Source organism: Pectobacterium sp. HCp5_1 (assembly GCF_032905925.1).
Classification (GTDB): domain Bacteria; phylum Pseudomonadota; class Gammaproteobacteria; order Enterobacterales; family Enterobacteriaceae; genus Pectobacterium; species Pectobacterium brasiliense_A.
Window position 1 is genome coordinate 116,514 of sequence record NZ_JAUMIO010000006.1, and the last position, 21,074, is coordinate 137,587.

The following is a 21,074-nucleotide window of genomic DNA, read 5'->3' on the forward strand; positions in this document are numbered from 1 at the left end:
CATGGCGTTCAGGCGATAAAACACACTGCGCAAACGATATCTTATGACTGAACTTACCACCGACGCGCAGGTTAAACCACTCTCTCAGACATAAGATAAATTATATATAAGACAAAGAAAGTCGAGCCGCCCACAAAAAACAAAGCAGCGTAATATTCTTAATAATTAACAAAAATAAGCACGTAAATTATTTAAATCAGCATAAACCACAAATTAATGACATTAAAACTGGCTAATGCAGGCATTGACACCCAACTGAAAACACCATTCGGATTAGATAATATAATGATAAAAACAAACCTAAATTAGATTTTCTCAATCAAAAACCAACAACGAATCCCAACCTGACTCCCTACCTTCCACCATCATCATCATCACGATTCTGTGAACCGTTTCTCAGGCGTCTTTACTTCAGTGCCAGCAAACAAGATGACATGGCACCTGACGGAAGGCGCTGAGAACCGACTTATCCCACACTAATAGCAAGGAATTGCGCGACATGCATTTTTCGCTTTATCAAAATCAAACGTGATTAGGAGATAGATGATGGCTAACAGAATGATCCTTAACGAAACGTCCTACTTTGGCGCGGGCGCGATTGCCCACATTGTCGATGAAGTGAAGCGGCGAGGGTTCAAAAAAGCGCTATTGGTGACGGACAAGGATTTGGTTAAATTTGGCGTCGTGACCAACGTCACGGCGAAGCTGGATGCGGCAGACTTACCCTACGATATCTACGATGAGGTGATGCCCAACCCAACCATCGCCGTGGTGGAAAGGGGCGTCGAGCGCTTCAAGGCATCACAGGCCGATTATCTGATCGCGGTTGGCGGCGGTTCACCGCAGGATACCTGTAAGGCTATCGGGATCATTATCAATAACCCTGAGTTCGCCGATGTCCGCAGTCTGGAAGGCGTTGCTGCCACCCGACGCGCTGCCGTTCCGATTATCGCGATCCCGACCACCTCCGGCACGGCCGCAGAAGTCACCATCAACTACGTCATCACCGATGAAGAAAAACGCCGCAAATTCGTGTGCGTCGATCCGCACGACATCCCGATTGTCGCCATCGTCGATCCCGACATGATGATGAGCATGCCTGCCTCGCTGAAAGCCGCTACGGGGATTGACGCCCTGACGCACGCCATTGAAGGCTTCACCACCAAAGCCGCCTGGGAACTGACCGATACGCTGCACCTGAAAGCGATTGAAATTATCAGCCGTTCACTGCGCGATTCCGTCGCCGGGAAGCCGAAAGGCGTGGAAGAGATGGCGCTGGGACAATACATCGCTGGCATGGGGTTCTCGAACGTCGGACTTGGGCTGGTACACGGCATGGCGCATCCGCTCGGCGCGTTTTACAACACCCCGCACGGCGTTGCTAACGCGATCCTGCTGCCGCATATCATGGCCTACAACGCGGATTATACGGGTGAAAAATTCCGAGACATCGCCGTGGCAATGGGGGTAAAAGGCGCGGCTGAGATGCCGATAGCCCACGTGCGGGAAGCCGCGATTAACGCCGTGCGGCAGCTTTCCCACGATGTGGATATTCCACCGAGACTGCGTGATGTCGGAGTAAGAGAAGAGGATATTCCCGCACTGGCACAGGCCGCCTTTGACGATGTCTGCACCGGCGGCAACCCGCGCGATACGAATATCGATGAGATTAAAGCGCTGTATCAGTCGATTTATTGAAGTACGCTTAGCACCACCCGCAACGCACTGCGGGTGGTATTCGCTATCGTGGGATCTTCTCTTCAACACGCTGAATCAGGTAGGGATAAAACGGGTTCGAAGACAGACGCAGCAGCGTATCCAGATCGACCACCAGCGCGGAACGCTCTCCTCTGGGGGTAATTTTTCCCAGCGGTAGTCCAAACTCGGTGGGATTCTGTGAGAAACGGCCATACAGCGAATCCGAATCTGGGAACGGCAGCGATACGTGCGATAACGAATACACATCCGATGGATAGTCCATCCCCAGCTCGCGAGTCTGTTCCTGCATCGTCCCCGCTGCAACATCAAACGCCACGGCATGAGAACTGTTCGGCGCAGCGTTAGAAATCACCGTTGTATCATAATGGCGTGGTGTGGCGGGCAACAGCTGGCTGACAGCACCATTCGTCGATTCACGCAGAAGCGGGCCAAAATTGACGGTACGATTGACATCAAAGAGAACCAACTGACTCCCGTTCGCTGGCAGCAAGTTATAGAACGCCGTAATGACCGCACGCGTGCTAACGGTGAAATCCATCACCGATTGGAACGTCAGCACTGGCGGTAAATCAACCAAGGTATTCGCTTGCGCTTTCCGGCTTAACTGACTCTGAAGCTCATGGGTTAACAACCAAGATTGCCGCGCACCATTTACCGGAAATGAGTTGTACTTGAAGGGATTAAATTCCGGCAAGATGCCCAACCAGGCAGACTTGGCAAAGGCCGGAAAGATAGCCGGTAGCCCTGCCAGCCCCGCAAAGCGTGCATAGCTGGTGATGCCGATCATAGGGGAAATAAGGATAAGCCGATCGGGACGCGCCAGCGCAGGATTATCCAACGTATCCAGCGTGTACTTCAGCGCCAGCGCCCCGCCGTTGGAAAAACCGACGATATGTAGCGGCAGCCTTTGGCCCTGTTGTACCGTCAGGTGCGATGTCGCCTCACGTACGGCCAGACGCGTGGCGGCCAGCCAATCTTCCCATTGCACATCGGTCAGCGCCCCCGGCACCGTCCCGTGCGCAGGCAGACGAATTCCAACAACGAAAAAACCACGCTGACGATAGCGTTCCGCGATATGTCTCAAACTGTAGGGGGAATCGGTCAGGCCGTGCAACATCACCACCGCGCCTTTCAGTTCCCCTTCTGGCGATAGTTCATAGGATCGGTTCCAGTCATGCTGGAATTTCCCAGGATAAACTGGGCTACCCGAAAAATAGCGGTTAACCGGGCGCTGTTCATCCTCATCCAGTTCCTGCGTGACATGCTGATTGACCTGCTGAAAGATGAGCGCTTCCTGCTTTAAATACGCAGACCAGTCGCTTTTATCCAGCTCATCAGCCGACAATTCATCCGGCACATAAGTGTGCCAAGGCGCAAGCGGCGGCCCGCTTTGCGTATCATAAACACGAATAGCCAATAGCGTCATCGCGATAACGCCGCTGACGATAAGGCCGCGTCTGATGAGTCGCCGTACAGATTTCAGCATGGCGTTTCCCTTCCCGTTACCGTGTGACCATGCCGGTGATTCTAAATAAAACCATACGGCTACACACTGTATTATTCAGAGAAACACTACACAAAACCGCCCGATATCGCACGGGCGGGTAACCCATTTAACGGTTAGATCAACACGCTAATATTCAGATTCTCCATCAGCCAGTGGTTGTCGGAATAATCAACCGGGATCGCAATGACGGCGGTGCCGTCAACGTCCATCGCCTGACGGAGTTTGCTGACCAGTTCATCCGCAGATTCAACCGCAAACCCTTTTGCACCGAATGCTTCCGCATACGCCTTGAAGTCAATCGGCCCAAACGACACGCCCGCCGGACGGTGGTATTTGTGCAGTTGCTGGATTTCTACCATGTTGTAGCCGTTATCCACCCAGATGATATGCAGGAGATTGCTTTTCAGTCTCACCGCCGTTTCCAGCTCCATACTGGACTGCATAAACCCGCCGTCACCGGAGACGGACACCACTTTTTTGCCGGGCTGCACCAGCGATGCGGCGATCGCCCACGGTAGCGCCACGCCCATCGTCTGCTGGCCGTTGGTCATCAGAATCTGTCGCGCCCGGAAGCTATACAAGTAACGCGCCAGCCAGATATGGAAACTCCCCATATCCACACACAGCGTGACATCCTCATTCACGATATCCTGCATCGCCCGCACCAGACGCAGAGGGTGGATCGCAAACCCCGCCATGTCGATCGCGCGCGTACTAAGATCGTGACGCTGGCGTTGACGATCCTGCAATACGAGCCGTGTATCAGCAGACAAGATAAACGGCTCGCTGACGCAGGCATTCAGCGTGTCCACCGTCATCGCGATATTCCCCAACAGCTCGATATCGGGACGATACGCACTGTCGATCTCCGCCCGCAGCACATCGATGTGGATCAGCGTCGCCTTACCGCTATTCCACAAAACCGGATCGTACTCAATCGGGCTGTAACCCACGGTCACGACCACGTCCGCCTGTTGCAGTAGCTTATCGCCGGCCTGATTGTTGAATAATCCGACACGTCCGGCAAAGTGATCGAACTGCTGCTGATCGATCACGCCAGCAGCCTGATACGTGCTGGTAACGGGGAGTTTGCTATGGTGAAGGAAACGACGCAGCGCCTGTGCATTTTCCTGCTGGCTAGCCATTAATCCGAGCAGCAGCACCGGATTTTTAGCCTGCCGCAGCCGCTTAGCGGCTTCGGCAACGTCACTATGTGGCGCGCCATTTAGCAGCGGCAAATTCGGACACGCCAGCACTGGACTAATAACCGGTTCATTGACGATATCCTGCGGCAGGCTGACAAACGCCGCCCCCGGACGCCCGCTTTCCGCCGCCCGAAACGCATTCGCCAGCACTTCCGATATGGCAGAAGAAGCCGTGATTTCCGCACTGAATTTACTGACTGGCTGAAACAGGCTAACGGTGTCCAGACTCTGGTGCGTCAGCTTAAGTTTATCCGCTCGCTTAACTGCACCGCCCAGCGCCACAACGGCATCTCCCTCTGCGGTCGCCGTTGCCAGCCCGGTCACTAAATTTGAACAACCGGGACCGGATGTCACCAGCGTCACCCCCGCTTTCCCCGTAAGACGCCCTATCGCCGCCGCCATAAACGCGCCGTTCGCCTCATGCCGTACAGGGATCGTTTGGATCGTCGAGTCTTCCAGCTCATCAAACACGCGATCGATTTTTGCGCCGGGAATACCAAAAATATGCTTCACGCCCTGCGCTTCCAGGTGTTTTACAATCAGCTCGGCTCCGCTACTCCAGCTTTGCTGTTCGGTGGACTTTTCCATGACATGACTCCGATGAAATGACTAGCTCTCTACTGACTTGATAACGCTGTTGAGGTTTTCTGAGGACAGGTCGGCATTGAGAAATTCCCGATCCTGAGGCAGATCGATGATCAGTTTGGCAATCACACCAAACGTCAGCGTGCCGTGGTCGACGTCATAATTCAGAATATGGCCGCCGCCCTGGCGATCGTCAGTAATGAAATGTTCGTGGTAACCCGCGACATTTATTCCCTGAGTGTAAGCTGGACTACGAAAACCAATAACGCTGCCGCTACGGTGTTCAAAATGAAATGTTGGTTGCCCTTCAACCGCTTCCTGCATCGGTTTATAAGGTCGGCACTGCCGGGGGACGGTACGGGTTTCAACACAGCGAAAATTCCCGTCAATGCGCAAGGCGCAGAACAGGTTATCCGTTCCCACAATCTCATCGATCTGGCGATGCACGTCTTCACGCGAAGTCCAGCGATCAAAACGGATCGTTTCTGTCGGACGAAAGAACGTCATGACCGCAAACGGCGTTTTCTGCTCCGGCTTCGCCGCCCGTGCGCTGCCGTCGGATAACAGCTGGAAAATCTGGCTATTCAAGGCAACCAGTTCCCCATCCAAACTATTAAATGTTCCTAATCCAAAGTCACCATGCTCCAATAATTCAGCCATCGTTCGGCCACCTTCGTATACGCCATTTATTAGTCCACTCATTAATGAGGTTTGATAAATAACGCTGTCTGCATGCTGTCGCCGAAAGTCATAGGCGTAGCTAGCAAAGGCTTCTTCACAGGATTGATCAACGATATTCGTTTTCATACCTTCCTTCTCACCGCACCACTTACTTAAACATTATTAATATTTAGATAAAGATTGACGCGGAAGAGGACAAAATTCCAATATGCAATGAAGGTCATTTCAAGATCGGAAACATATGGAGTTACGTAAATGGAGCTACGTTATCTGCGCTATTTTGTCGCCGTTGCACAAGCTAAGCATTTCACGCGTGCGGCGGAAAATCTGGGGATGTCACAACCGCCCCTCAGCCAGCAGATCAAGAAATTCGAGCAGGAGATCGGTACACCGCTGTTCAAGCGACTGACGCGCGGCGTAGAAATGACGGAAGCGGGACAAGCGCTGTATGAGGATGCTCGTCAGATTTTGCAGTTGACCGATTCGGCCATCGCACGGACAAGAAGCATTGCGCGGGGTGAGAAAGGTAGCATGAACGTGGGGTTTTCGCCGTCGGCCATGTTCCACCCAACCGTGCTGGCGCTGCTGCATCGTTACTGTCAGCAGCATCCACACGTTCAGCCGCTGCCAAAGGAGGAAAATCCGGCTGCGCTCATCACTGCGCTGCAAGAACGTAATATCGACATCGCATTTCTGCGCTTACCCTGCGATCTCAGTGATGAGATTAACGGGGAAATTTTGGCCGAAGAGCCGATGAAACTGGTGTTACCCGCAGGACACGTGCTTAGCCATAAAGCGCAGGTTTCACTCAGCGAACTGCGTCAGGAGCCGCTGATTATTTTCCCGCGCGAGGTGTGTCCAGGGCTGCACGATATGATTATCCGCACCTGCTATCTGTCAGGCTATGGCCCCAGACCTAGCCCCTTTGCTCCGCAGTTAACGGCCACTATCGGGATGGTCGCCGCAGGCTTCGGTATCACGCTTGTGCCGGAATCTCTCGCCTGTATTAAGGCGGATAATGTGACCTATCATGATATCGGTATGCCCGAAATCCATACACAAATTGCGGCTATCTGGCGCAAACATGAGCGATCGCCCGCTATCGTGAATATGATCCACCTGATCCGCCAGTATTTGAGCACTCAACATCCCGATTAACGCGCCTAGGCAGAAAATTCCAACCATCTGCTCGTCAAAAAGCTAGTAATTGATATAAATTCTTATATGATATTAGTTATCATTATCACTTTGACGGGTGGAAAAATGCTGACAGCAATGATCACAGCCTGCGGGCTATGGAGTGTGAGCTGGTGTATGGGGAAGCATCTGTCCAGTGCCTGGGGCGTGCTGCTGCCTTGTGCCATAATGCCGCTATTGGCGCTGCTCAACCTAAACCTGACGCATCTGAAAGTGATTATCGCCATCGCCCTGCTGGCGACGCTTGTCATGCTGTTCCATCAACGCTTACGCCACTATTTACTGCTGCCATCCTGCATTGCACTGGCTGGCGGTTTAGCGGCGCTGTCCGTCACGTTTAATCTCACGACGCTGTAAGTGCTCGTGGATAAAGAAAAGAGAAAGGGTACACAAAGCCAAATAGGTAAATGAACGCGGAAAAGCGCTGTAGCCAGAAACGGGATAAAAGAGAATAAATAGGGAAGAAAATCAGGAGAGTACAGAATAAATCTGTGGTGCGAAGAGAGGGACTTGAACCCTCACGTCCGTAAGGACACTAACACCTGAAGCTAGCGCGTCTACCAATTCCGCCACCTTCGCACTGAGAACGTTGTTTGTCTTATGCAGTAAACCTATCTTACACGCTAGATCTATCACGACATGGTGCGAAGAGAGGGACTTGAACCCTCACGTCCGTAAGAACACTAACACCTGAAGCTAGCGCGTCTACCAATTCCGCCACCTTCGCAATTCTGTCATGCAATCTATCATGTAACACTGATTACTGCTTCGGTTCGACAAACCAGAACCGCTGTAGTGATGTTGGTGCGAAGAGAGGGACTTGAACCCTCACGTCCGTAAGAACACTAACACCTGAAGCTAGCGCGTCTACCAATTCCGCCACCTTCGCAACACTGCTTTACGCAATATCACTACGGGGGCGAATTCTAGAGGTTTTCGCGTTCACGTCAATGATTATTTCCTCTGGAATGCGGGGTTTGCTGCAAAAATCATCATCTCGCTGCGGCGTTGCGCGTAAAGAGCTCATCGAGCCATTCGATAAACACCCGAATCCGTGGCGCGAGAAAGCGACCGGGCGCATACATCACGTAAAGTGGCATCGCAGGCGGCGGCATTTCCGGCAGGATCTCTACCAGTTCTCCGCTTTCCAGAAACGGGCGCAGGCCGCGACGCGGTGCCTGAATAATCCCCAGTCCGGCACGCGCGCTGGCGATGTAGGCATCGGTGCCGTTAACCTGCAACGCACCGGGCAGCATACGCGTAATGCACTCATCACCCGACATGAATTCCAGCGGATAACGGTGTTCGGTACGCAAAGAGAAATAGCCGACCATCTGATGCCCCGACAGCTCATCGAGCGAACGTGGCACGCCGTATCGCGCCAAATAGTCGGCCGACGCACAGGTAATCTGCGGCATTGACGGCAAATGGCGGGTCGCCAGCGTTTCATCGTCCGTCTGCCAGGCGCGCAGCACACAGTCAACGCCTTCACGCAGCACATTAATCGCCGCATCGTTGGCGCTCAGCATCAGCGTCACCTGCGGATAACGCGCGTAGAACTCGCCCAGCGCCGGAACGACGATCTCACGCGCCAGCGAGTGCGGCATATCCACCCGCACTTTACCCACCGGCTGCTGCTTTTGCTGCGTGAACAGCGTGTCGATCTCTTCAATCTCCGCGAGCAATTGCAGACAGCGTTCATAATAAACGCTCCCTTCATCGGTGATCTGCACCTGACGGGTCGTGCGTTGCAGCAAACGTACCCCCAGCCGTGCTTCAAGCTGTTTGATGGTGTTGCTCACCGTCGCGCGTGGCAGCGTCAGTCGCTCCGCCGCGCGGCTGAAGCTGCCCAGTTCGACAATACGCACAAAAACTCGCATCGCCTGAATGTGATCCATCGCCGCCACCATTGTTAGTTATTTTTGAATAGTGTTGCATAAAAAGCGGTATTTATCTTTGTTAGATAAACAACCAGACTGCTTTCACTGCCAACGAGATGAGGAAGATGACAATGCAACAACGCAAATTAGGCGCGAACGGCCCGCAGGTGTCGGCGATTGGGCTAGGCTGCATGGGAATGAGTGATTTCTACTCCACTGCGCAGGATGAAAAAGAATCCATTGCCACGTTGCATCGCGCACTGGAGCTGGGTGTCACGCTGCTGGATACCGCCGATATGTATGGCCCCCATACCAACGAGCTGCTGCTCGGCAAAGCGATAAAAGGCAAGCGTGAGCAGGTCTTCCTGGCGACCAAGTTCGGTATCATCCGCGATCCGGCAAACCCTAACGCACGCGGCGTCTGCGGTAAACCGGACTACATCCGCCGCGCGGTGGAAGGCAGCCTGACGCGACTCGGCACCGACGTTATCGATCTTTACTATCAGCACCGCATTGATCCAACCGTTCCCATTGAAGAGACGGTCGGCACGCTGGCCGAGCTGGTTCAGGAAGGCAAGATTCGTTACATCGGCCTAAGTGAAGCCTCCGCCACCACGCTGGAACGCGCGCATCGCGTGCACCCTATTACGGCGTTACAGAGTGAATACTCACTGTGGACCCGCGATATGGAAGCCGAGATTCTGCCCACCTGTGAGCGTCTGGGTATCGGGTTTGTGCCTTACAGCCCGCTGGGGCGTGGTTTCCTAACCGGTGCGATTCGCAGCCCGGACGATCTGGCTGCAGACGATTTCCGTCGTACCAATCCACGTTTCTCGGGGGAAAATTTCGGCAAAAATCTGCAGTTGGTAGAGAAAATTAACCAACTGGCACAGGAAAAGCAGGTTACGCCCTCACAGCTGGCACTGGCGTGGGTATTGGCACAGGGTGAACATATCGTGCCGATTCCGGGCACTAAACGCCGCCGCTATCTGGAAGAAAACGTCGCGGCGCTGGATGTCACGCTGACGAAAGAGGAACTGGCCGCCATTGATGCCATCTTCCCGCCCGATGCCGCAGCAGGTGAACGCTACGGCAAGGAGAGCATGGCGGCACTTAATCAGTAAAAGGAAGTATCAGTAGGATTATCGACGACCTTTACCTGTGCGCGGCGGACGACCCACGGTGGCCTGATACACCTTAAAACGTCCGGTCTGCGCCAGCACTTCATGGCTACCAAAGGCGGCATCTAACAGCGCCGGATACGGTAGGAAAGCATTAGCGACGATACGCAACTGTCCGCCAATCGGTAAATGAGTCACCGCACCACGAATCAGCATTTCCGCGGCTTGCAGGCTAGTCTGCAAGCCGTCATGGAATGGCGGATTAGACACGATCATATCGAAGCGGCCATTAATGTCGGAATAGACGTTACTCGCAATCACCTCGCCTTCCAACGCATTCGCCGCCAGCGTTGCCTTGCTGGATTCGACGGCGGCTGCGCTGACATCACTCAACGTCAGGCGGATTTTCGGTGACTGTTTCGCCAGTACCGATGCCAGCACGCCTGCGCCACAGGCGATATCCAGCACTTTGCCTTTCATATGCGGCTCAAACGTAGACAGCAGCAGTCGGCTACCCGGATCCAAGTCATCACGACTGAAGACGCCCGGAAGCGTTTTGACGGTCACACCGTCCGTCACATACTCGTCCCACCAGTCATCCAGCGTGAAGCTGGCCTGCTTGTCAATCCGACCGTGGTAAAGCCCACAGCGGCGCGCGCTGTCGATTTTTGCCAACTCAACAAAGTCAGACAGCACGGGTTCCGCGCTGCGCACGCCGCTGCGGTTTTCACCAACAACGAAGATTTCCGCACCGATCGGCATCAGGGACAGCAGGTTACGCAGTTGGAATTCCGCTTCCTGTTTGCTCTTCGGCCAGTAATAAATCAGCGTGTCGCTATCCGCCACCAGCGCCGCATCCGCAACCAGACCATATTGAGCATTATCCCCAAGTGGCTTTGCCATCTGTTGCCAGTGGTGATATTGGTTGCAATGGACACGCACCGACGCCGCCTCAAATTGTGCGGGCAGAGTATCCTGCAAATCACCGGCAAACAGAACTCGGCGTGAAAGAAATTCGTCACTATGGCGCAGTATGACTTCACTGGCGGGGGTTAATGCGGACATCGGGCTACGGCTCCTTAATCATTGAGCGGGGGATTATATACGCTTCGTCCCCGAAGTTGCAGAGCGGAGAGGAAATAACCGCACCGACGTTGGCGCAGTCTGACGGGGTTTGTTAGCATAGGCACGAATCATTTTCTCGCACGCCAGACAGGATAACGCATGGAATCAAGACGTGACAGGCTGCTACAGCAACTGGGGATTACGCAGTGGACATTGCGTCGCCCGACGGTGCTGCAAGGCGAAATCGCCGTCAGTCTGCCCGAGCAGGTGCGTCTGGTGATCGTCTCCGCCGAGCCGCTGGCAGATGATGAACCGCTGCTAACTGACGTGCTGCACAGTCTGGCTCTCACGCCTGCGCAAGCCTATCGCCTGACGCCACAGCAGATCGACATGCTGCCCGCCGATGCACGCTGCCATAGCTGGCGGTTGGGCATCGCGGAACCTATTGCTCTACAGGGCATTCAGCTTTCCAGCCCTCTGCTTTCCGAACTTTATCAAAATGCCGACGCCAAACGGGCGCTGTGGCAACAGATCTGTGAACATGAACACGATATCTTCCCTGACGCCAGCTGACCTGGCACAAGCCTTTAAAATTGAACAAGTCAGCCACGCCTTTCCCTGGTCGGAAAAGACGTTTATCAGCAATCAGGGTGAGCGCTATTTCAACCTGAAACTGGAACATGATGGGCAGCTTGCCGCTTACGCCATCACGCAGGTCGTGCTGGATGAAGCGACGTTGTTCAATATCGCGGTGCATCCCGATCATCAGCGTCAGGGGTTGGGTCGCCAACTCTTAGAACACCTGATCGACGAAATGGAGCGACGCGGCATTCTGACGCTGTGGCTGGAAGTCCGCGAGTCAAACGCACGAGCCATCGCGCTGTATGAGAGTCTGGGATTTAACGAAGTCTCCGTGCGCCGCGATTACTACCCCACGGCACAAGGTCGGGAAGACGCCATTCTCATGGCGCTGCCGCTCGGCTAACCTCTTTATCTATACTCCTCGTGGCAAGACGGGTGCCATAATGTGCGCCCCGTCCCGCTCTGCCTTTTTTCCTGACAGAAAAATCCCCGCAACGTGATCGCCATAAATAAAACCTCGTTTCTTTTTTATCACAATAAGGTTCCATTTCATGTTTCTGGTTTGCAGGCATGCCATGGTTTATCCGTTATCTACGAGGAATAATATGAAAAAATACACTCTGGCTACGACGCTTCTGTGCGGCTTATTCTCTCTTTCCGCTTACGCGGTACAAGTAACGGCGGTGACAGCTTCCGCTTATGATTCAGACAAGGGCCACAAACCTGCCAACATTGCCGATGGCGACGTAAAAACCCGCTGGGCGGCAAATGGTGAGAGCTGGGTTCAGTTAGAACTGGATAAAGAACAATCGGTTGAGAACTTTGTCCTGGTTCCTTTCAAAGCGGACGAGCGCAAACTGAAGTTCTCCGTGTCCTACTCCACCGACGGGAAAACCTGGCAAAAACTGGCTGAGAATCTGGTCACCTCCAACAACGCCAAAGACGGTGAAAAATTCACCTTCCCTGCGGTGAAAGCGAAATTCTTCAAGCTGGATACGTTTGGTACCGATGTGAACAAATGGAGCGCCATCAACGAGATCAACTTTAACAGCGCTGCACAGGTTCCGGCTCAGGCCATTAAGTAACGTGTCGGGATGACCTGGCATTCAGACCAGCCTCTCTCCGTGTTGCTGAACACACCACGTCCAATGCTACGCTAGGGCACTACCAGTCTGTTCGGTGCCGTGCTGACCTGTTTCAGGCAGTAGGCCGATTACGGAAAGATGTGAAGGTAAAAACAGGAAAAACCAGCCCGGAGCGAACGTCCGGGCTGATGTGATATTACTCGTTATCGCCCAGCAGAACGGATTCCAGCGCGATTTCGATCATTTCGTTGAAGGTGTTTTGACGCTCTTCTGACGTGGTCTGCGCACCGGTACGAATGTGGTCAGAAACGGTACAGATGGCCAGCGCTTTCGCACCGAACTCAGCCGCTACGCCGTAGATACCGGCCGCTTCCATTTCTACACCCAGAATGCCGTATTTTTCCATCACGTCGAACATCTGCGGATCCGGCGTGTAGAACAGATCGGCGGAGAAGATGTTACCGACGCGGACAGAAACATCGCGTGCTTTGGCAGCATCAACGGCATTACGCACCATGTCGAAATCGGCAATCGCCGCGTAGTCGTGATCTTTGAAACGCATACGGTTCACTTTGGAATCCGTACAGGCACCCATGCCGATCACCACGTCGCGCAGTTTGACATCTTCACGTACCGCGCCGCAGGAACCCACGCGGATGATCTTCTTCACGCCGAATTCGGTGATCAGTTCTTTTGCATAGATTGAGCAGGATGGGATGCCCATACCGTGACCCATGACCGAAATTTTACGGCCTTTGTAAGTCCCCGTGAACCCTAACATGCCACGCACGTTGTTCACTTCGCGGGCATCATCCAGAAAGGTTTCTGCAATGTACTTAGCGCGCAGCGGGTCGCCTGGCATCAGTACAACGTCCGCGAAGTCACCCATTTCTGCATTAATATGTGGCGTAGCCATGCGTTTATTCCTTAATTAATCAAGTTTCACGTAAAAAACGGTGTGTTTTACAGTATCGATTTGCCGTAGTCCATAGGCGACAGGCCAAAGTAGGCCGCGACCGTTTGCCCGATATCGGCGAAGGTTTCACGGTGGCCGTATGACCCCGGCTTCACGTTCGGCCCATAGATCAACACCGGGACGTTCTCGCGGGTGTGATCGGTGCCGTGCCAGCTCGGGTCACAGCCGTGGTCAGCCGTCAGAATCAGGATGTCGTCACCCTTCACACGGGACAGCATTTCCGGCAGGCGGCGGTCAAACAGCTCGAGCGCGGCAGCGTAGCCCGGAATATCGCGGCGGTGGCCGTAGGCGGAATCGAAATCAACAAAGTTGGTAAACACGATGGTGTTGTCGCCCGCGCTATCCATTTCTTTCAGCGTGGCATCAAACAGCGCATCGATGCCGGTAGCCTTCACTTTCTTCGTGATACCGACCTGCGCGTAGATATCCGCAATCTTACCGACGGAAACCACTTCACCACCTTTTTCATCCACCATTTTTTTCAGGATGGTCGGCGCAGGTGGTTCAACGGCCAGATCGTGACGGTTTCCGGTACGCTCGAAGTTGCCGGGTTTGTCGCCGATAAACGGACGTGCGATCACGCGCCCGATGTTGTAGCCGCCTTCGGTCAGCTCTTCGCGGGCAATCTCACACAGCTCGTACAGCTTATCCAGACCGAACGTTTCTTCATGGCAGGCAATCTGGAATACGGAATCCGCAGAGGTGTAGAAAATCGGCTTGCCGGTTTTCATGTGCTCTTCAGCCAACTGATCCAGAATCACCGTACCGGAAGAGTGACAGTTGCCCAGATAGCCCGGCAGATTGGCGCGTTTCACCAGTTTTTCCAGCAGTTCCTGCGGAAAACTGTTTTCTTCATCTTTAAAATAGCCCCAGTCGAACAGGACAGGCACACCGGCAATTTCCCAGTGACCAGACGGCGTATCTTTGCCCGAGGAGATTTCGCTGGCGTGCGCGTAAGCACCGATGATGTCCGCGTTTTCATCCAGCCCAGGCGGGAACGTTCCCGTTGAGGCCTCGGCGGCTTTACCCAGCCCCAGACGGCTCAGGTTCGGCAAATGCAGCTTGCCACTGCGTCCTTTATCCGCCGTCCCCGCGGCACAGGCCTGAGCGATATGGCCCAGCGTATCCGAACCGACATCGCCAAAACGTTCTGCATCAGCACTGCTGCCGATCCCAAACGAGTCGAGAACCATAATATATGCACGTTTCATTCTTTTTCTCCTGCGCAGCTATGCGCTAACACCCTGCCGATAGGCAGGGGAAAATCAATTCAAGACGACCACTAAGCAGCCCTGTGCGATCACGCTTCTACGCTCACCCGACGATAAACCATCGGGGTCTTTTCTGGCGCGGAGTCGCCCAGTTGGATCGCAGCACGGACTTCATTCGCCGCCTGTTGCCACTGCGCTTCCGTATTTGCGTGGATCACCGCCAGCGGGCGCTGCGCATCAACGCGCTCATCCAGACTGATCATGCTATCCAGACCGACGCTGTAATCGATCGTATCCGTGGCCTGACGGCGTCCGCCGCCCAGCGAGACGACAGCCATGCCCAGCGCGCGGGTATCCATCGCGGTCACGATGCCCTCACGCGTCGCGAACACCGGCTTACTTAATGTCGCGACCGGCAGGTACCGATCGTAGTGTTCGACAAAATCGCCCGGACCACGCTGTGCGGCGACCATGCGCCCAAAGACTTCAGCAGCTTTGCCGTTATCCAACACGGCTTGCAGACGTGAATGTGCGTCGTCCGCCGAACTTGCCAGTCCGCCCGCCAACAGCATCTCACCACATAGCGCCATAGTAACATCATACAGGCGCGGATTGCGGCTCTCTCCCGTCAGGAAACGCACGGCTTCCCGCACTTCCAGCGCGTTACCTGCGCTAGAGGCCAGCACCTGATTCATGTCCGTCAGCAATGCGCTGGTGCGGCATCCCGCGTTGTTCGCTACGCCGACAATCGCCTGCGCCAACTGCTCGGACAGTTCATAGGTCGGCATAAACGCCCCCGATCCCACTTTGACGTCCATCACCAGCGCATCCAGCCCTTCAGCCAGTTTCTTCGCCAGAATTGACGCGGTGATTAGCGGGATGGAATCGACCGTGGCGGTAATGTCACGCGTGGCGTAAAAGCGTTTATCCGCCGGAGCCAGCGAGGAGGTCTGCCCAATAATTGCGACGCCAACCTGCTGGATGATACGGCGAAAATCTTCATCGTTCGGGAAAATATCCAGCCCCGGAATCGCTTCGAGCTTATCCAACGTGCCGCCGGTATGCCCTAAGCCACGCCCGGAGATCATCGGGACGTAACCCCCGCAGGCGGCGACCATCGGCCCCAGCATCAGCGAAGTCACATCCCCGACGCCGCCGGTAGAATGTTTATCCACCAGCGGACCGTTCAGGTTCAGACTCTTCCAGTCCAGCACCGTGCCAGAGTCACGCATTGCCAGCGTCAGCGCCACGCGCTCGTCCATCGACATGTCGTGAAAATAGATGGTCATCGCCAGCGCCGCAATCTGGCCTTCGGAGACAGTATTGTCACGAATACCGTTGATAAAGAAGCGGATCTCTTCTTCGCTCAGAGCTTTTCCGTCACGCTTCTTACGAATAATTTCTTGAATCAGAAACAAGGTCTGTACTCCTGATGAATTCTGATGTGGTTCCGCAGCCTGTTGCTGCGATCACATTTGCTGTGGTGATCCAACGCAGTCATGAATACAAATGCTTTATAAACAATATGTTGTCACGAATAGCGTTGTCACAAATAAAATAGTGCACCTGTACGCGTGCTTAGTAGCCGCCCTGTGGAGCCGCGGTTCCGTGGCCAAGCGTGGTCAGCAGGCTCGCCAGCAGACTGGACGCACCAAAGCGAAAATGCTGTGCAGTCGCCCATTCCGCGCCCATGATATCGTCCGCCAGTTGCAGGTAGATGGCGGCATCTTCCGCGTTACGCACACCGCCGGCCGCTTTAAAGCCAACGCGCTCGCCCACACCTTTATCGCGGATCGCCTTCAGCATGATCGCCGCACTTTCTGGCGTCGCGTTCACCGGCACTTTACCGGTCGAGGTTTTAATGAAATCGGCACCCGCATCAATGGCAATCTCGCTCGCCTGACGGATCAGCGCTTCCTGTTTCAGCTCGCCCGTCTCGATGATCACCTTCAGCAGCACGTGAGCATCCTGACACACGGCTTTACATGCCTGCACCAGCTCAAAACCAATTTGCGTGTTGCCTGCGATCAGTGCGCAGTAAGGGAATACGACATCAACTTCATCAGCGCCGTAGGCGATTGCAGCCTTGGTTTCCGCAACCGCAATTGCCACATCATCATTGCCATGAGGGAAGTTGGTCACCGTTGCGATGCGGATATCCGGCGTACCCTGCTCACGCAGGATCTTTTTCGCCAGAGGGATAAAACGTGGATATATACAGATAGCAGCCGTTTTTCCGGCCGGGCTGTTTGCCTGACGGCAGAGTGCCGTCACTTTTTCATCCGTATCATCCCCATTCAGCGTGGTTAAATCCATCAGCGCCAGCGCGCGTTGCGCGGCCGTGGTCAGCTTGGTCATACAACACTCCAACTCGTCAGCCGGTCTAACCGGCCCTGAACATTAACTGGTGCAAAACCAGCACGTTTGGCGAGCGGACTTGGTTCCTTGAAGATAGCGCCCAGGCGAAACAACCTGTAGCGGCACCGAGATCCTTCTCACCGCAATCAGCCTTTCTCTACCCTTCATTCTGTGATTATTTCAACACCGAAAGAATGACATCGAAAGAAACCTATTCATCAGACATTGGAACACGCCATGCCGGACTATTTTGTGCATTCATTCACACTTGATGTAAGAGAAATGCAATAGATAGTAATTATATGTGATTTTTATCACACATACTGCCCTGAATAAGGTCCACCCGATGAATTAACCGTGACAGCCTTGTCGGTCAGACGATCTGTTTATATCGGGAAAAAGAGAGCACCAACCACGAGCAACGAGTGGGATAGAAACCGCCTGCTGCAGGTTTATGCCATAGAGTAAGCATAGCGGTTTCTCTCTAACCACAGGGAGAAACCGCTGGCAGTGCAGGAAAATTATTTCCCTGCGGAAGGTTTACGGTAATCCAGCGCGGGTTTCCGATCGCCCAGCAGCGGCTTATAGTGGAAGTTCTCGCCACGACTCTTGTCGAACTCCGCTTTCGCCTGTTGAATTAATGCAGGATCGCTCAGTAGTTTCGCTCCTGTGACGGCCAGCGTTTTGGCTGCAACGTCCATGCCTTTATAGCCAATCGCCATGCCGCCGGATGCCACCGCTTGCCAGCTGTGCGCAGGTACACCCGGCACCCAAGTCGCGGTTCCCAGCCCGACCGTCGGCACCACCCAACTGACATCGCCCACATCGGTCGACGCATAGCCCGTTTCACCAAAATGGTACGGTGCGACCTGACCGGCACTGGAAAGCGGCGGCAGTTTGGCTTGATCCAACGTTTTCTGTAGCGCGGTAGCAAAATCCGTATCCGCCTTATCCCACTGCGGTGCCCCAACGCTTCTGAGGCTGTCATCCATCACTTTTCCCAACACGTTATTCGGCAACAGGCTGTACACGCCGCCAAGAATTTCAAATTCATAACGCGTTTCGGTTCCCAGCGCCGCGCCTTCCGCCGCTTTACGGATGCGATCGGTCACGCTGGCGACCACGGCCGGATCGGGATGACGCACGTAGTAATACACTTCGGCGAAGTCCGGCACCACGTTCGGCGCTTTACCACCATCGGTAATCACATAGTGAATGCGCGTTTCCTGCGGCACATGCTCTCGCATCGCGTTCACCATAAAATTCAGCGCCTCCACGCCGTCCAGCGCGGAACGCCCTTTCTCTGGTGCCATCGCGGCATGTGCAGAACGGCCATAGAAACGGAACTTACCGTTCACGTTCGCCAGCGAATAATCTTGCGAAGCGGAATTCTCGTCGCCGGGATGCCAGTGCAGCATCACATCCACATCCTTAAACAGCCCCTCACGCGTCATATAGACTTTACCGGAACCGCCTTCCTCCGCTGGCGTGCCGTATACCCGGATTTGGCCCGGTTTACCCGTCGCTTCCAGCCACTGTTTCAGCGCAATCGCCGCGCCCACCGATCCCGCGCCAAACAGGTGATGCCCACAGGCATGACCGGCCTCAATACCCGCAACCGGCGAACGCTCCGGCGTTGCAGCCTGAGAGAAGCCCGGCAGCGCGTCCATCTCGGCCAGAATACCGATAACCGGCCCGCCGGGTTTCCCCGCCGTCGCCACAAACGCGGTTGGGATGCCCGCGACACCCGCTTCAACGCTGAACCCAGCGGCTTTCAACTCATTCTGTAGCAGTTGGGAGGTGTTGGTTTCCAAATAGCCCAATTCAGGCTTTGACCATATCTGTTGAGCAACGGTCGTCATCTGGCCCGAGTAATTCGCGACGGCGTTCACTATCGTTTCCCGATCTTTCTCTGCCAGTTCAGCGGCATAGCCCAGTGGGAGGAAACAAGAAGAGAACGCCACGGCCAGCGCGGGCGGTATATATCGTTTCAGTGTCATACGTTTTTCCCTATCCGTAAAAGAAATGCACGTCGGTGAATAACGGCTATTGATGTAATGCCGTGCCCGTTCTTTGAAAGGCAAGAGCTTTGAAATGCTAATTGTTTGAAATACCATTGGTATGAGGTGCTATTTATGTTTAGCTGTGCAGAGCGGCTTTTTCAAAAAATAATTCACAGACAACACCATGACCGAACATGCCGAAGACTCCCACTGGTATCTGTACATACTGCGCACGGTCGCTGGGGCGCTGTACACGGGTATCACAACGGATGTCAGCCGCCGCCTGAATCAGCATCAAACGGGAAAAGGGGCAAAGGCGCTGCGGGGAAAAGGCGAGTTAACGCTGGTGTTTCACTGTCGGGTGGGCAATCGCTCAGACGCACTCAAACTGGAATATCGCATTAAACAGTTGAGCAAAAACCAAAAAGAAAGGCTGGTACAAGACCAGCCCAGGACGCTATGCATTTCAGACACGATGTATTGATGCGCTATCGGTTAGCAAGTCGCGTTAGAGAAAGCGGTTAAACGGTTCGGCGTACTCCACCAGCCCGCTCGCGCTTTCAAGCCCGCTTTCTCCCTCAGGACTTCCCTCACCGACAACATGATTATCTGCCAGCGGATAGACCTGAAAAACCGATTCACTGTCTGGCCAGCGACAATGTAGCTGCTGTTCTACCGCCGGAACAAAGCCAAAACGGGAGTAATACGCAGGGTTACCCAAGACCACAACAGCGGTGTAGCCAAACTCATTCAGCGCATCCAGCCCTTCGTAGACCAGCTTCTCCCCTACGCCCTGTCGGCGCAGGCTGTCATCTACCGCCAACGGCGCAAGCGCCACCCACTGGCGATCCTCACCGTCGATCAGCACTGGGCTGAATGCCGCGTAGCCCACCACGCCACCTTCATCGTCAGTCGCCACAACGCCGAGCGTCAATAGGCCATCTTCACGCAGTTGATGAACCAGATCCGCTTCCGCGCCCGTTGGAAAAGCACGGCGCAATAAGTTGTCGATCCCTGCGGCATCAACGGGAATTTCCACCCGAACTAGCATGATACTGGCGCGTGATTCGTTGGTTGCACTGCGCCCTCCTGTAAGCCGGCTTCAACAAAGTTCGCCAGTTGCAGCAGGCCAATGCGCAGCGGCGCAGGCATGGCTTCCAGCTCAATGGCGTCCATCAGGTTCTTCACATACAACCCTAATTCGGTATCACCCTCAATGCGCAGACGACGCTGGAAAAAGAGCGTATCGGGATCTTCTTTACGCGCCGCAATCAAAATCAGATCGTTCGCATCTGCGCTGAAACTGACATCCGGCGTCTCAGCGTCGCTCACCACCAGACGACCATCACGCAGCGTCATAAACCACTGCAAGCCGACATCACGCACCTCAATTTTCAGCCAGCGGCTTTCGAGAAATGCCAGATCGCCCTCTTCCAGCGCCTGACGGAACTGCCAGCCCAACATCTGTTCCAAAACCTGACGCTGTAGCGCAAAGGGAGTGAACTTGAGTGGCTTACCTAATAAGCTCGGCCCTTGACGCACAATCTGCGCTCGTAGTTTTTCCAACACTGGCGTACTCCTCTTAAAGCAATCTGACTGTTCAGATAATCTGCAAGCATTTTGCCACATCCACCGCACGCGGCAGAGGTCTATGTCAATAATTTAGTCGGTTATCCGATTATGCCCAACAGATTTTGTCCTTGCGCGACGATTAGCACCATAAACTGCCTTAAATCAAAGTCCTTACCGATTTGGTTAATTAAGATTCCCAATCGTTAACAACATTCATCGACTGATAAAAAATCGCTTACGACAACCCGCAAGGGTGAGAGGCAGAATGCCCGTCATAAACGCGAGCGTCAGTCTGAACATCATTGATCGTACCGAGCAGCTACGGCC

The 21,074-nt window shown here is 54.2% G+C and carries 20 protein-coding genes and 3 tRNA genes; 8 read left to right on the top strand and 15 right to left on the bottom strand.

Annotated features, from left to right (window positions below; genetic code table 11):
- The first annotated feature begins 546 nt into the window (after positions 1 to 546).
- Positions 547 to 1,698 (top strand): lactaldehyde reductase, encoded by a 1,152-nt coding sequence (gene fucO / locus Q3A88_RS06865; protein ID WP_233989639.1) that lies wholly within the window; start codon positions 547 to 549, stop codon positions 1,696 to 1,698.
- A gap of 43 nt (positions 1,699 to 1,741) precedes the next feature.
- On the opposite strand, the gene Q3A88_RS06870 is transcribed toward fucO, so the two are convergent.
- The 3 genes from Q3A88_RS06870 to budA form a co-directional block, all read right to left on the bottom strand.
- Positions 1,742 to 3,205: an alpha/beta hydrolase gene (locus Q3A88_RS06870; protein ID WP_233989628.1), complete on the bottom strand. Its 1,464-nt coding sequence runs from the start codon at positions 3,203 to 3,205 to the stop codon at positions 1,742 to 1,744.
- 134 nt (positions 3,206 to 3,339) lie between these two features.
- Positions 3,340 to 5,019 carry an acetolactate synthase AlsS gene (gene alsS / locus Q3A88_RS06875; RefSeq protein ID WP_317177640.1) on the bottom strand — a complete coding sequence of 560 codons (1,680 nt, stop codon included), beginning with the start codon at positions 5,017 to 5,019 and terminating at the stop codon, positions 3,340 to 3,342.
- 21 nt (positions 5,020 to 5,040) lie between these two features.
- Positions 5,041 to 5,823: an acetolactate decarboxylase gene (gene budA, locus Q3A88_RS06880; RefSeq protein ID WP_205559097.1), complete on the bottom strand. Its 783-nt coding sequence runs from the start codon at positions 5,821 to 5,823 to the stop codon at positions 5,041 to 5,043.
- Between the two features lie 129 nt (positions 5,824 to 5,952).
- Between budA and Q3A88_RS06885 the strand changes: the two genes are divergently transcribed.
- Complete coding sequence (locus tag Q3A88_RS06885) at positions 5,953 to 6,855, top strand: LysR family transcriptional regulator (protein WP_317177641.1); 903 nt, start codon at positions 5,953 to 5,955, stop codon at positions 6,853 to 6,855.
- 105 nt (positions 6,856 to 6,960) lie between these two features.
- Positions 6,961 to 7,251 (top strand): DUF1435 domain-containing protein, encoded by a 291-nt coding sequence (locus Q3A88_RS06890; RefSeq protein WP_039496905.1) that lies wholly within the window; start codon positions 6,961 to 6,963, stop codon positions 7,249 to 7,251.
- Between the two features lie 135 nt (positions 7,252 to 7,386).
- Here the strand turns inward: Q3A88_RS06890 and Q3A88_RS06895 are convergent.
- The 4 genes from Q3A88_RS06895 to Q3A88_RS06910 all read right to left on the bottom strand — a co-directional run bounded on the left by Q3A88_RS06895 (position 7,387) and on the right by Q3A88_RS06910 (position 8,792).
- Positions 7,387 to 7,473 (bottom strand) — tRNA-Leu (locus tag Q3A88_RS06895).
- Between the two features lie 61 nt (positions 7,474 to 7,534).
- Positions 7,535 to 7,621, bottom strand: a tRNA-Leu gene (locus Q3A88_RS06900).
- A 75-nt stretch (positions 7,622 to 7,696) separates the two neighbouring features.
- Positions 7,697 to 7,783 (bottom strand) — tRNA-Leu (locus Q3A88_RS06905).
- A 103-nt stretch (positions 7,784 to 7,886) separates the two neighbouring features.
- Positions 7,887 to 8,792 (bottom strand): LysR family transcriptional regulator, encoded by a 906-nt coding sequence (locus tag Q3A88_RS06910; RefSeq protein ID WP_317177642.1) that lies wholly within the window; start codon positions 8,790 to 8,792, stop codon positions 7,887 to 7,889.
- 113 nt (positions 8,793 to 8,905) lie between these two features.
- Between Q3A88_RS06910 and Q3A88_RS06915 the strand changes: the two genes are divergently transcribed.
- Positions 8,906 to 9,898 (top strand): aldo/keto reductase, encoded by a 993-nt coding sequence (locus Q3A88_RS06915; RefSeq protein WP_039462289.1) that lies wholly within the window; start codon positions 8,906 to 8,908, stop codon positions 9,896 to 9,898.
- Positions 9,899 to 9,916: 18 nt separating this feature from the next.
- Here Q3A88_RS06915 and rsmC read toward each other — a convergent pair whose 3' ends face one another.
- Complete coding sequence (gene rsmC, locus Q3A88_RS06920) at positions 9,917 to 10,960, bottom strand: 16S rRNA (guanine(1207)-N(2))-methyltransferase RsmC (protein WP_233989625.1); 1,044 nt, start codon at positions 10,958 to 10,960, stop codon at positions 9,917 to 9,919.
- A gap of 159 nt (positions 10,961 to 11,119) precedes the next feature.
- Here rsmC and Q3A88_RS06925 point away from each other — a divergent pair, with 159 nt between their 5' ends.
- The 3 genes from Q3A88_RS06925 to Q3A88_RS06935 all read left to right on the top strand — a co-directional run bounded on the left by Q3A88_RS06925 (position 11,120) and on the right by Q3A88_RS06935 (position 12,627).
- On the top strand, positions 11,120 to 11,533 hold the full coding sequence (locus Q3A88_RS06925; RefSeq protein WP_039462294.1) for a DNA polymerase III subunit psi: 414 nt from the start codon (positions 11,120 to 11,122) through the stop codon (positions 11,531 to 11,533).
- A complete protein-coding gene (gene rimI / locus Q3A88_RS06930) occupies positions 11,502 to 11,945 on the top strand; it encodes a ribosomal protein S18-alanine N-acetyltransferase (RefSeq protein WP_014914153.1) in 444 nt (147 codons plus the stop codon). Before Q3A88_RS06925 ends, rimI begins: the two co-directional genes overlap by 32 nt.
- Positions 11,946 to 12,147: 202 nt before the next feature.
- The gene (locus tag Q3A88_RS06935; protein WP_317177643.1) at positions 12,148 to 12,627 is read left to right on the top strand and encodes a discoidin domain-containing protein; all 480 of its coding nucleotides are present in this window, start codon (positions 12,148 to 12,150) and stop codon (positions 12,625 to 12,627) included.
- A 196-nt stretch (positions 12,628 to 12,823) separates the two neighbouring features.
- Here Q3A88_RS06935 and deoD read toward each other — a convergent pair whose 3' ends face one another.
- The 5 genes from deoD to Q3A88_RS06960 form a co-directional block, all read right to left on the bottom strand.
- Complete coding sequence (gene deoD / locus Q3A88_RS06940; RefSeq protein WP_010300039.1) at positions 12,824 to 13,543, bottom strand: purine-nucleoside phosphorylase; 720 nt, start codon at positions 13,541 to 13,543, stop codon at positions 12,824 to 12,826.
- Positions 13,544 to 13,590: 47 nt separating this feature from the next.
- Positions 13,591 to 14,814 (bottom strand): phosphopentomutase, encoded by a 1,224-nt coding sequence (gene deoB / locus Q3A88_RS06945; protein ID WP_039502140.1) that lies wholly within the window; start codon positions 14,812 to 14,814, stop codon positions 13,591 to 13,593.
- A gap of 89 nt (positions 14,815 to 14,903) precedes the next feature.
- Positions 14,904 to 16,232, bottom strand: coding sequence for a thymidine phosphorylase (deoA, locus tag Q3A88_RS06950; RefSeq protein WP_317177644.1), 1,329 nt, complete (start codon positions 16,230 to 16,232; stop codon positions 14,904 to 14,906).
- A gap of 160 nt (positions 16,233 to 16,392) precedes the next feature.
- Positions 16,393 to 17,172 carry a deoxyribose-phosphate aldolase gene (deoC, locus tag Q3A88_RS06955; protein ID WP_317177645.1) on the bottom strand — a complete coding sequence of 260 codons (780 nt, stop codon included), beginning with the start codon at positions 17,170 to 17,172 and terminating at the stop codon, positions 16,393 to 16,395.
- A 521-nt stretch (positions 17,173 to 17,693) separates the two neighbouring features.
- Positions 17,694 to 19,172, bottom strand: coding sequence for an amidohydrolase (locus Q3A88_RS06960; RefSeq protein ID WP_317177646.1), 1,479 nt, complete (start codon positions 19,170 to 19,172; stop codon positions 17,694 to 17,696).
- A gap of 187 nt (positions 19,173 to 19,359) precedes the next feature.
- Between Q3A88_RS06960 and Q3A88_RS06965 the strand changes: the two genes are divergently transcribed.
- Positions 19,360 to 19,659 (top strand): GIY-YIG nuclease family protein, encoded by a 300-nt coding sequence (locus Q3A88_RS06965; protein ID WP_039462328.1) that lies wholly within the window; start codon positions 19,360 to 19,362, stop codon positions 19,657 to 19,659.
- A gap of 24 nt (positions 19,660 to 19,683) precedes the next feature.
- Here the strand turns inward: Q3A88_RS06965 and Q3A88_RS06970 are convergent, their stop codons facing one another.
- Positions 19,684 to 20,226: an N-acetyltransferase gene (locus tag Q3A88_RS06970; protein ID WP_317177647.1), complete on the bottom strand. Its 543-nt coding sequence runs from the start codon at positions 20,224 to 20,226 to the stop codon at positions 19,684 to 19,686.
- Positions 20,220 to 20,744, bottom strand: coding sequence for an SCP2 domain-containing protein (locus Q3A88_RS06975; protein ID WP_205547528.1), 525 nt, complete (start codon positions 20,742 to 20,744; stop codon positions 20,220 to 20,222). Before Q3A88_RS06975 ends, Q3A88_RS06970 begins: the two co-directional genes overlap by 7 nt.
- Positions 20,745 to 21,074 lie beyond the last annotated feature (330 nt).

Excerpts from the sequence above, each read along its gene's own strand:
- fucO (WP_233989639.1), top strand. The coding sequence starts at position 547 with ATGGCTAACAGAATGATCCTTAACGAAACGTCCTACTTTGGCGCGGGC.
- Q3A88_RS06870 (WP_233989628.1), bottom strand. The coding sequence starts at position 3,205 with ATGCTGAAATCTGTACGGCGACTCATCAGACGCGGCCTTATCGTCAGC.
- alsS (WP_317177640.1), bottom strand. The coding sequence starts at position 5,019 with ATGGAAAAGTCCACCGAACAGCAAAGCTGGAGTAGCGGAGCCGAGCTG.
- budA (WP_205559097.1), bottom strand. The coding sequence starts at position 5,823 with ATGAAAACGAATATCGTTGATCAATCCTGTGAAGAAGCCTTTGCTAGC.
- Q3A88_RS06885 (WP_317177641.1), top strand. The coding sequence starts at position 5,953 with ATGGAGCTACGTTATCTGCGCTATTTTGTCGCCGTTGCACAAGCTAAG.
- Q3A88_RS06890 (WP_039496905.1), top strand. The coding sequence starts at position 6,961 with ATGCTGACAGCAATGATCACAGCCTGCGGGCTATGGAGTGTGAGCTGG.
- Q3A88_RS06910 (WP_317177642.1), bottom strand. The coding sequence starts at position 8,792 with ATGGATCACATTCAGGCGATGCGAGTTTTTGTGCGTATTGTCGAACTG.
- Q3A88_RS06915 (WP_039462289.1), top strand. The coding sequence starts at position 8,906 with ATGCAACAACGCAAATTAGGCGCGAACGGCCCGCAGGTGTCGGCGATT.
- rsmC (WP_233989625.1), bottom strand. The coding sequence starts at position 10,960 with ATGTCCGCATTAACCCCCGCCAGTGAAGTCATACTGCGCCATAGTGAC.
- Q3A88_RS06925 (WP_039462294.1), top strand. The coding sequence starts at position 11,120 with ATGGAATCAAGACGTGACAGGCTGCTACAGCAACTGGGGATTACGCAG.
- rimI (WP_014914153.1), top strand. The coding sequence starts at position 11,502 with ATGAACACGATATCTTCCCTGACGCCAGCTGACCTGGCACAAGCCTTT.
- Q3A88_RS06935 (WP_317177643.1), top strand. The coding sequence starts at position 12,148 with ATGAAAAAATACACTCTGGCTACGACGCTTCTGTGCGGCTTATTCTCT.
- deoD (WP_010300039.1), bottom strand. The coding sequence starts at position 13,543 with ATGGCTACGCCACATATTAATGCAGAAATGGGTGACTTCGCGGACGTT.
- deoB (WP_039502140.1), bottom strand. The coding sequence starts at position 14,814 with ATGAAACGTGCATATATTATGGTTCTCGACTCGTTTGGGATCGGCAGC.
- deoC (WP_317177645.1), bottom strand. The coding sequence starts at position 17,172 with ATGACCAAGCTGACCACGGCCGCGCAACGCGCGCTGGCGCTGATGGAT.
- Q3A88_RS06960 (WP_317177646.1), bottom strand. The coding sequence starts at position 19,172 with ATGACACTGAAACGATATATACCGCCCGCGCTGGCCGTGGCGTTCTCT.
- Q3A88_RS06965 (WP_039462328.1), top strand. The coding sequence starts at position 19,360 with ATGACCGAACATGCCGAAGACTCCCACTGGTATCTGTACATACTGCGC.
- Q3A88_RS06970 (WP_317177647.1), bottom strand. The coding sequence starts at position 20,226 with ATGCTAGTTCGGGTGGAAATTCCCGTTGATGCCGCAGGGATCGACAAC.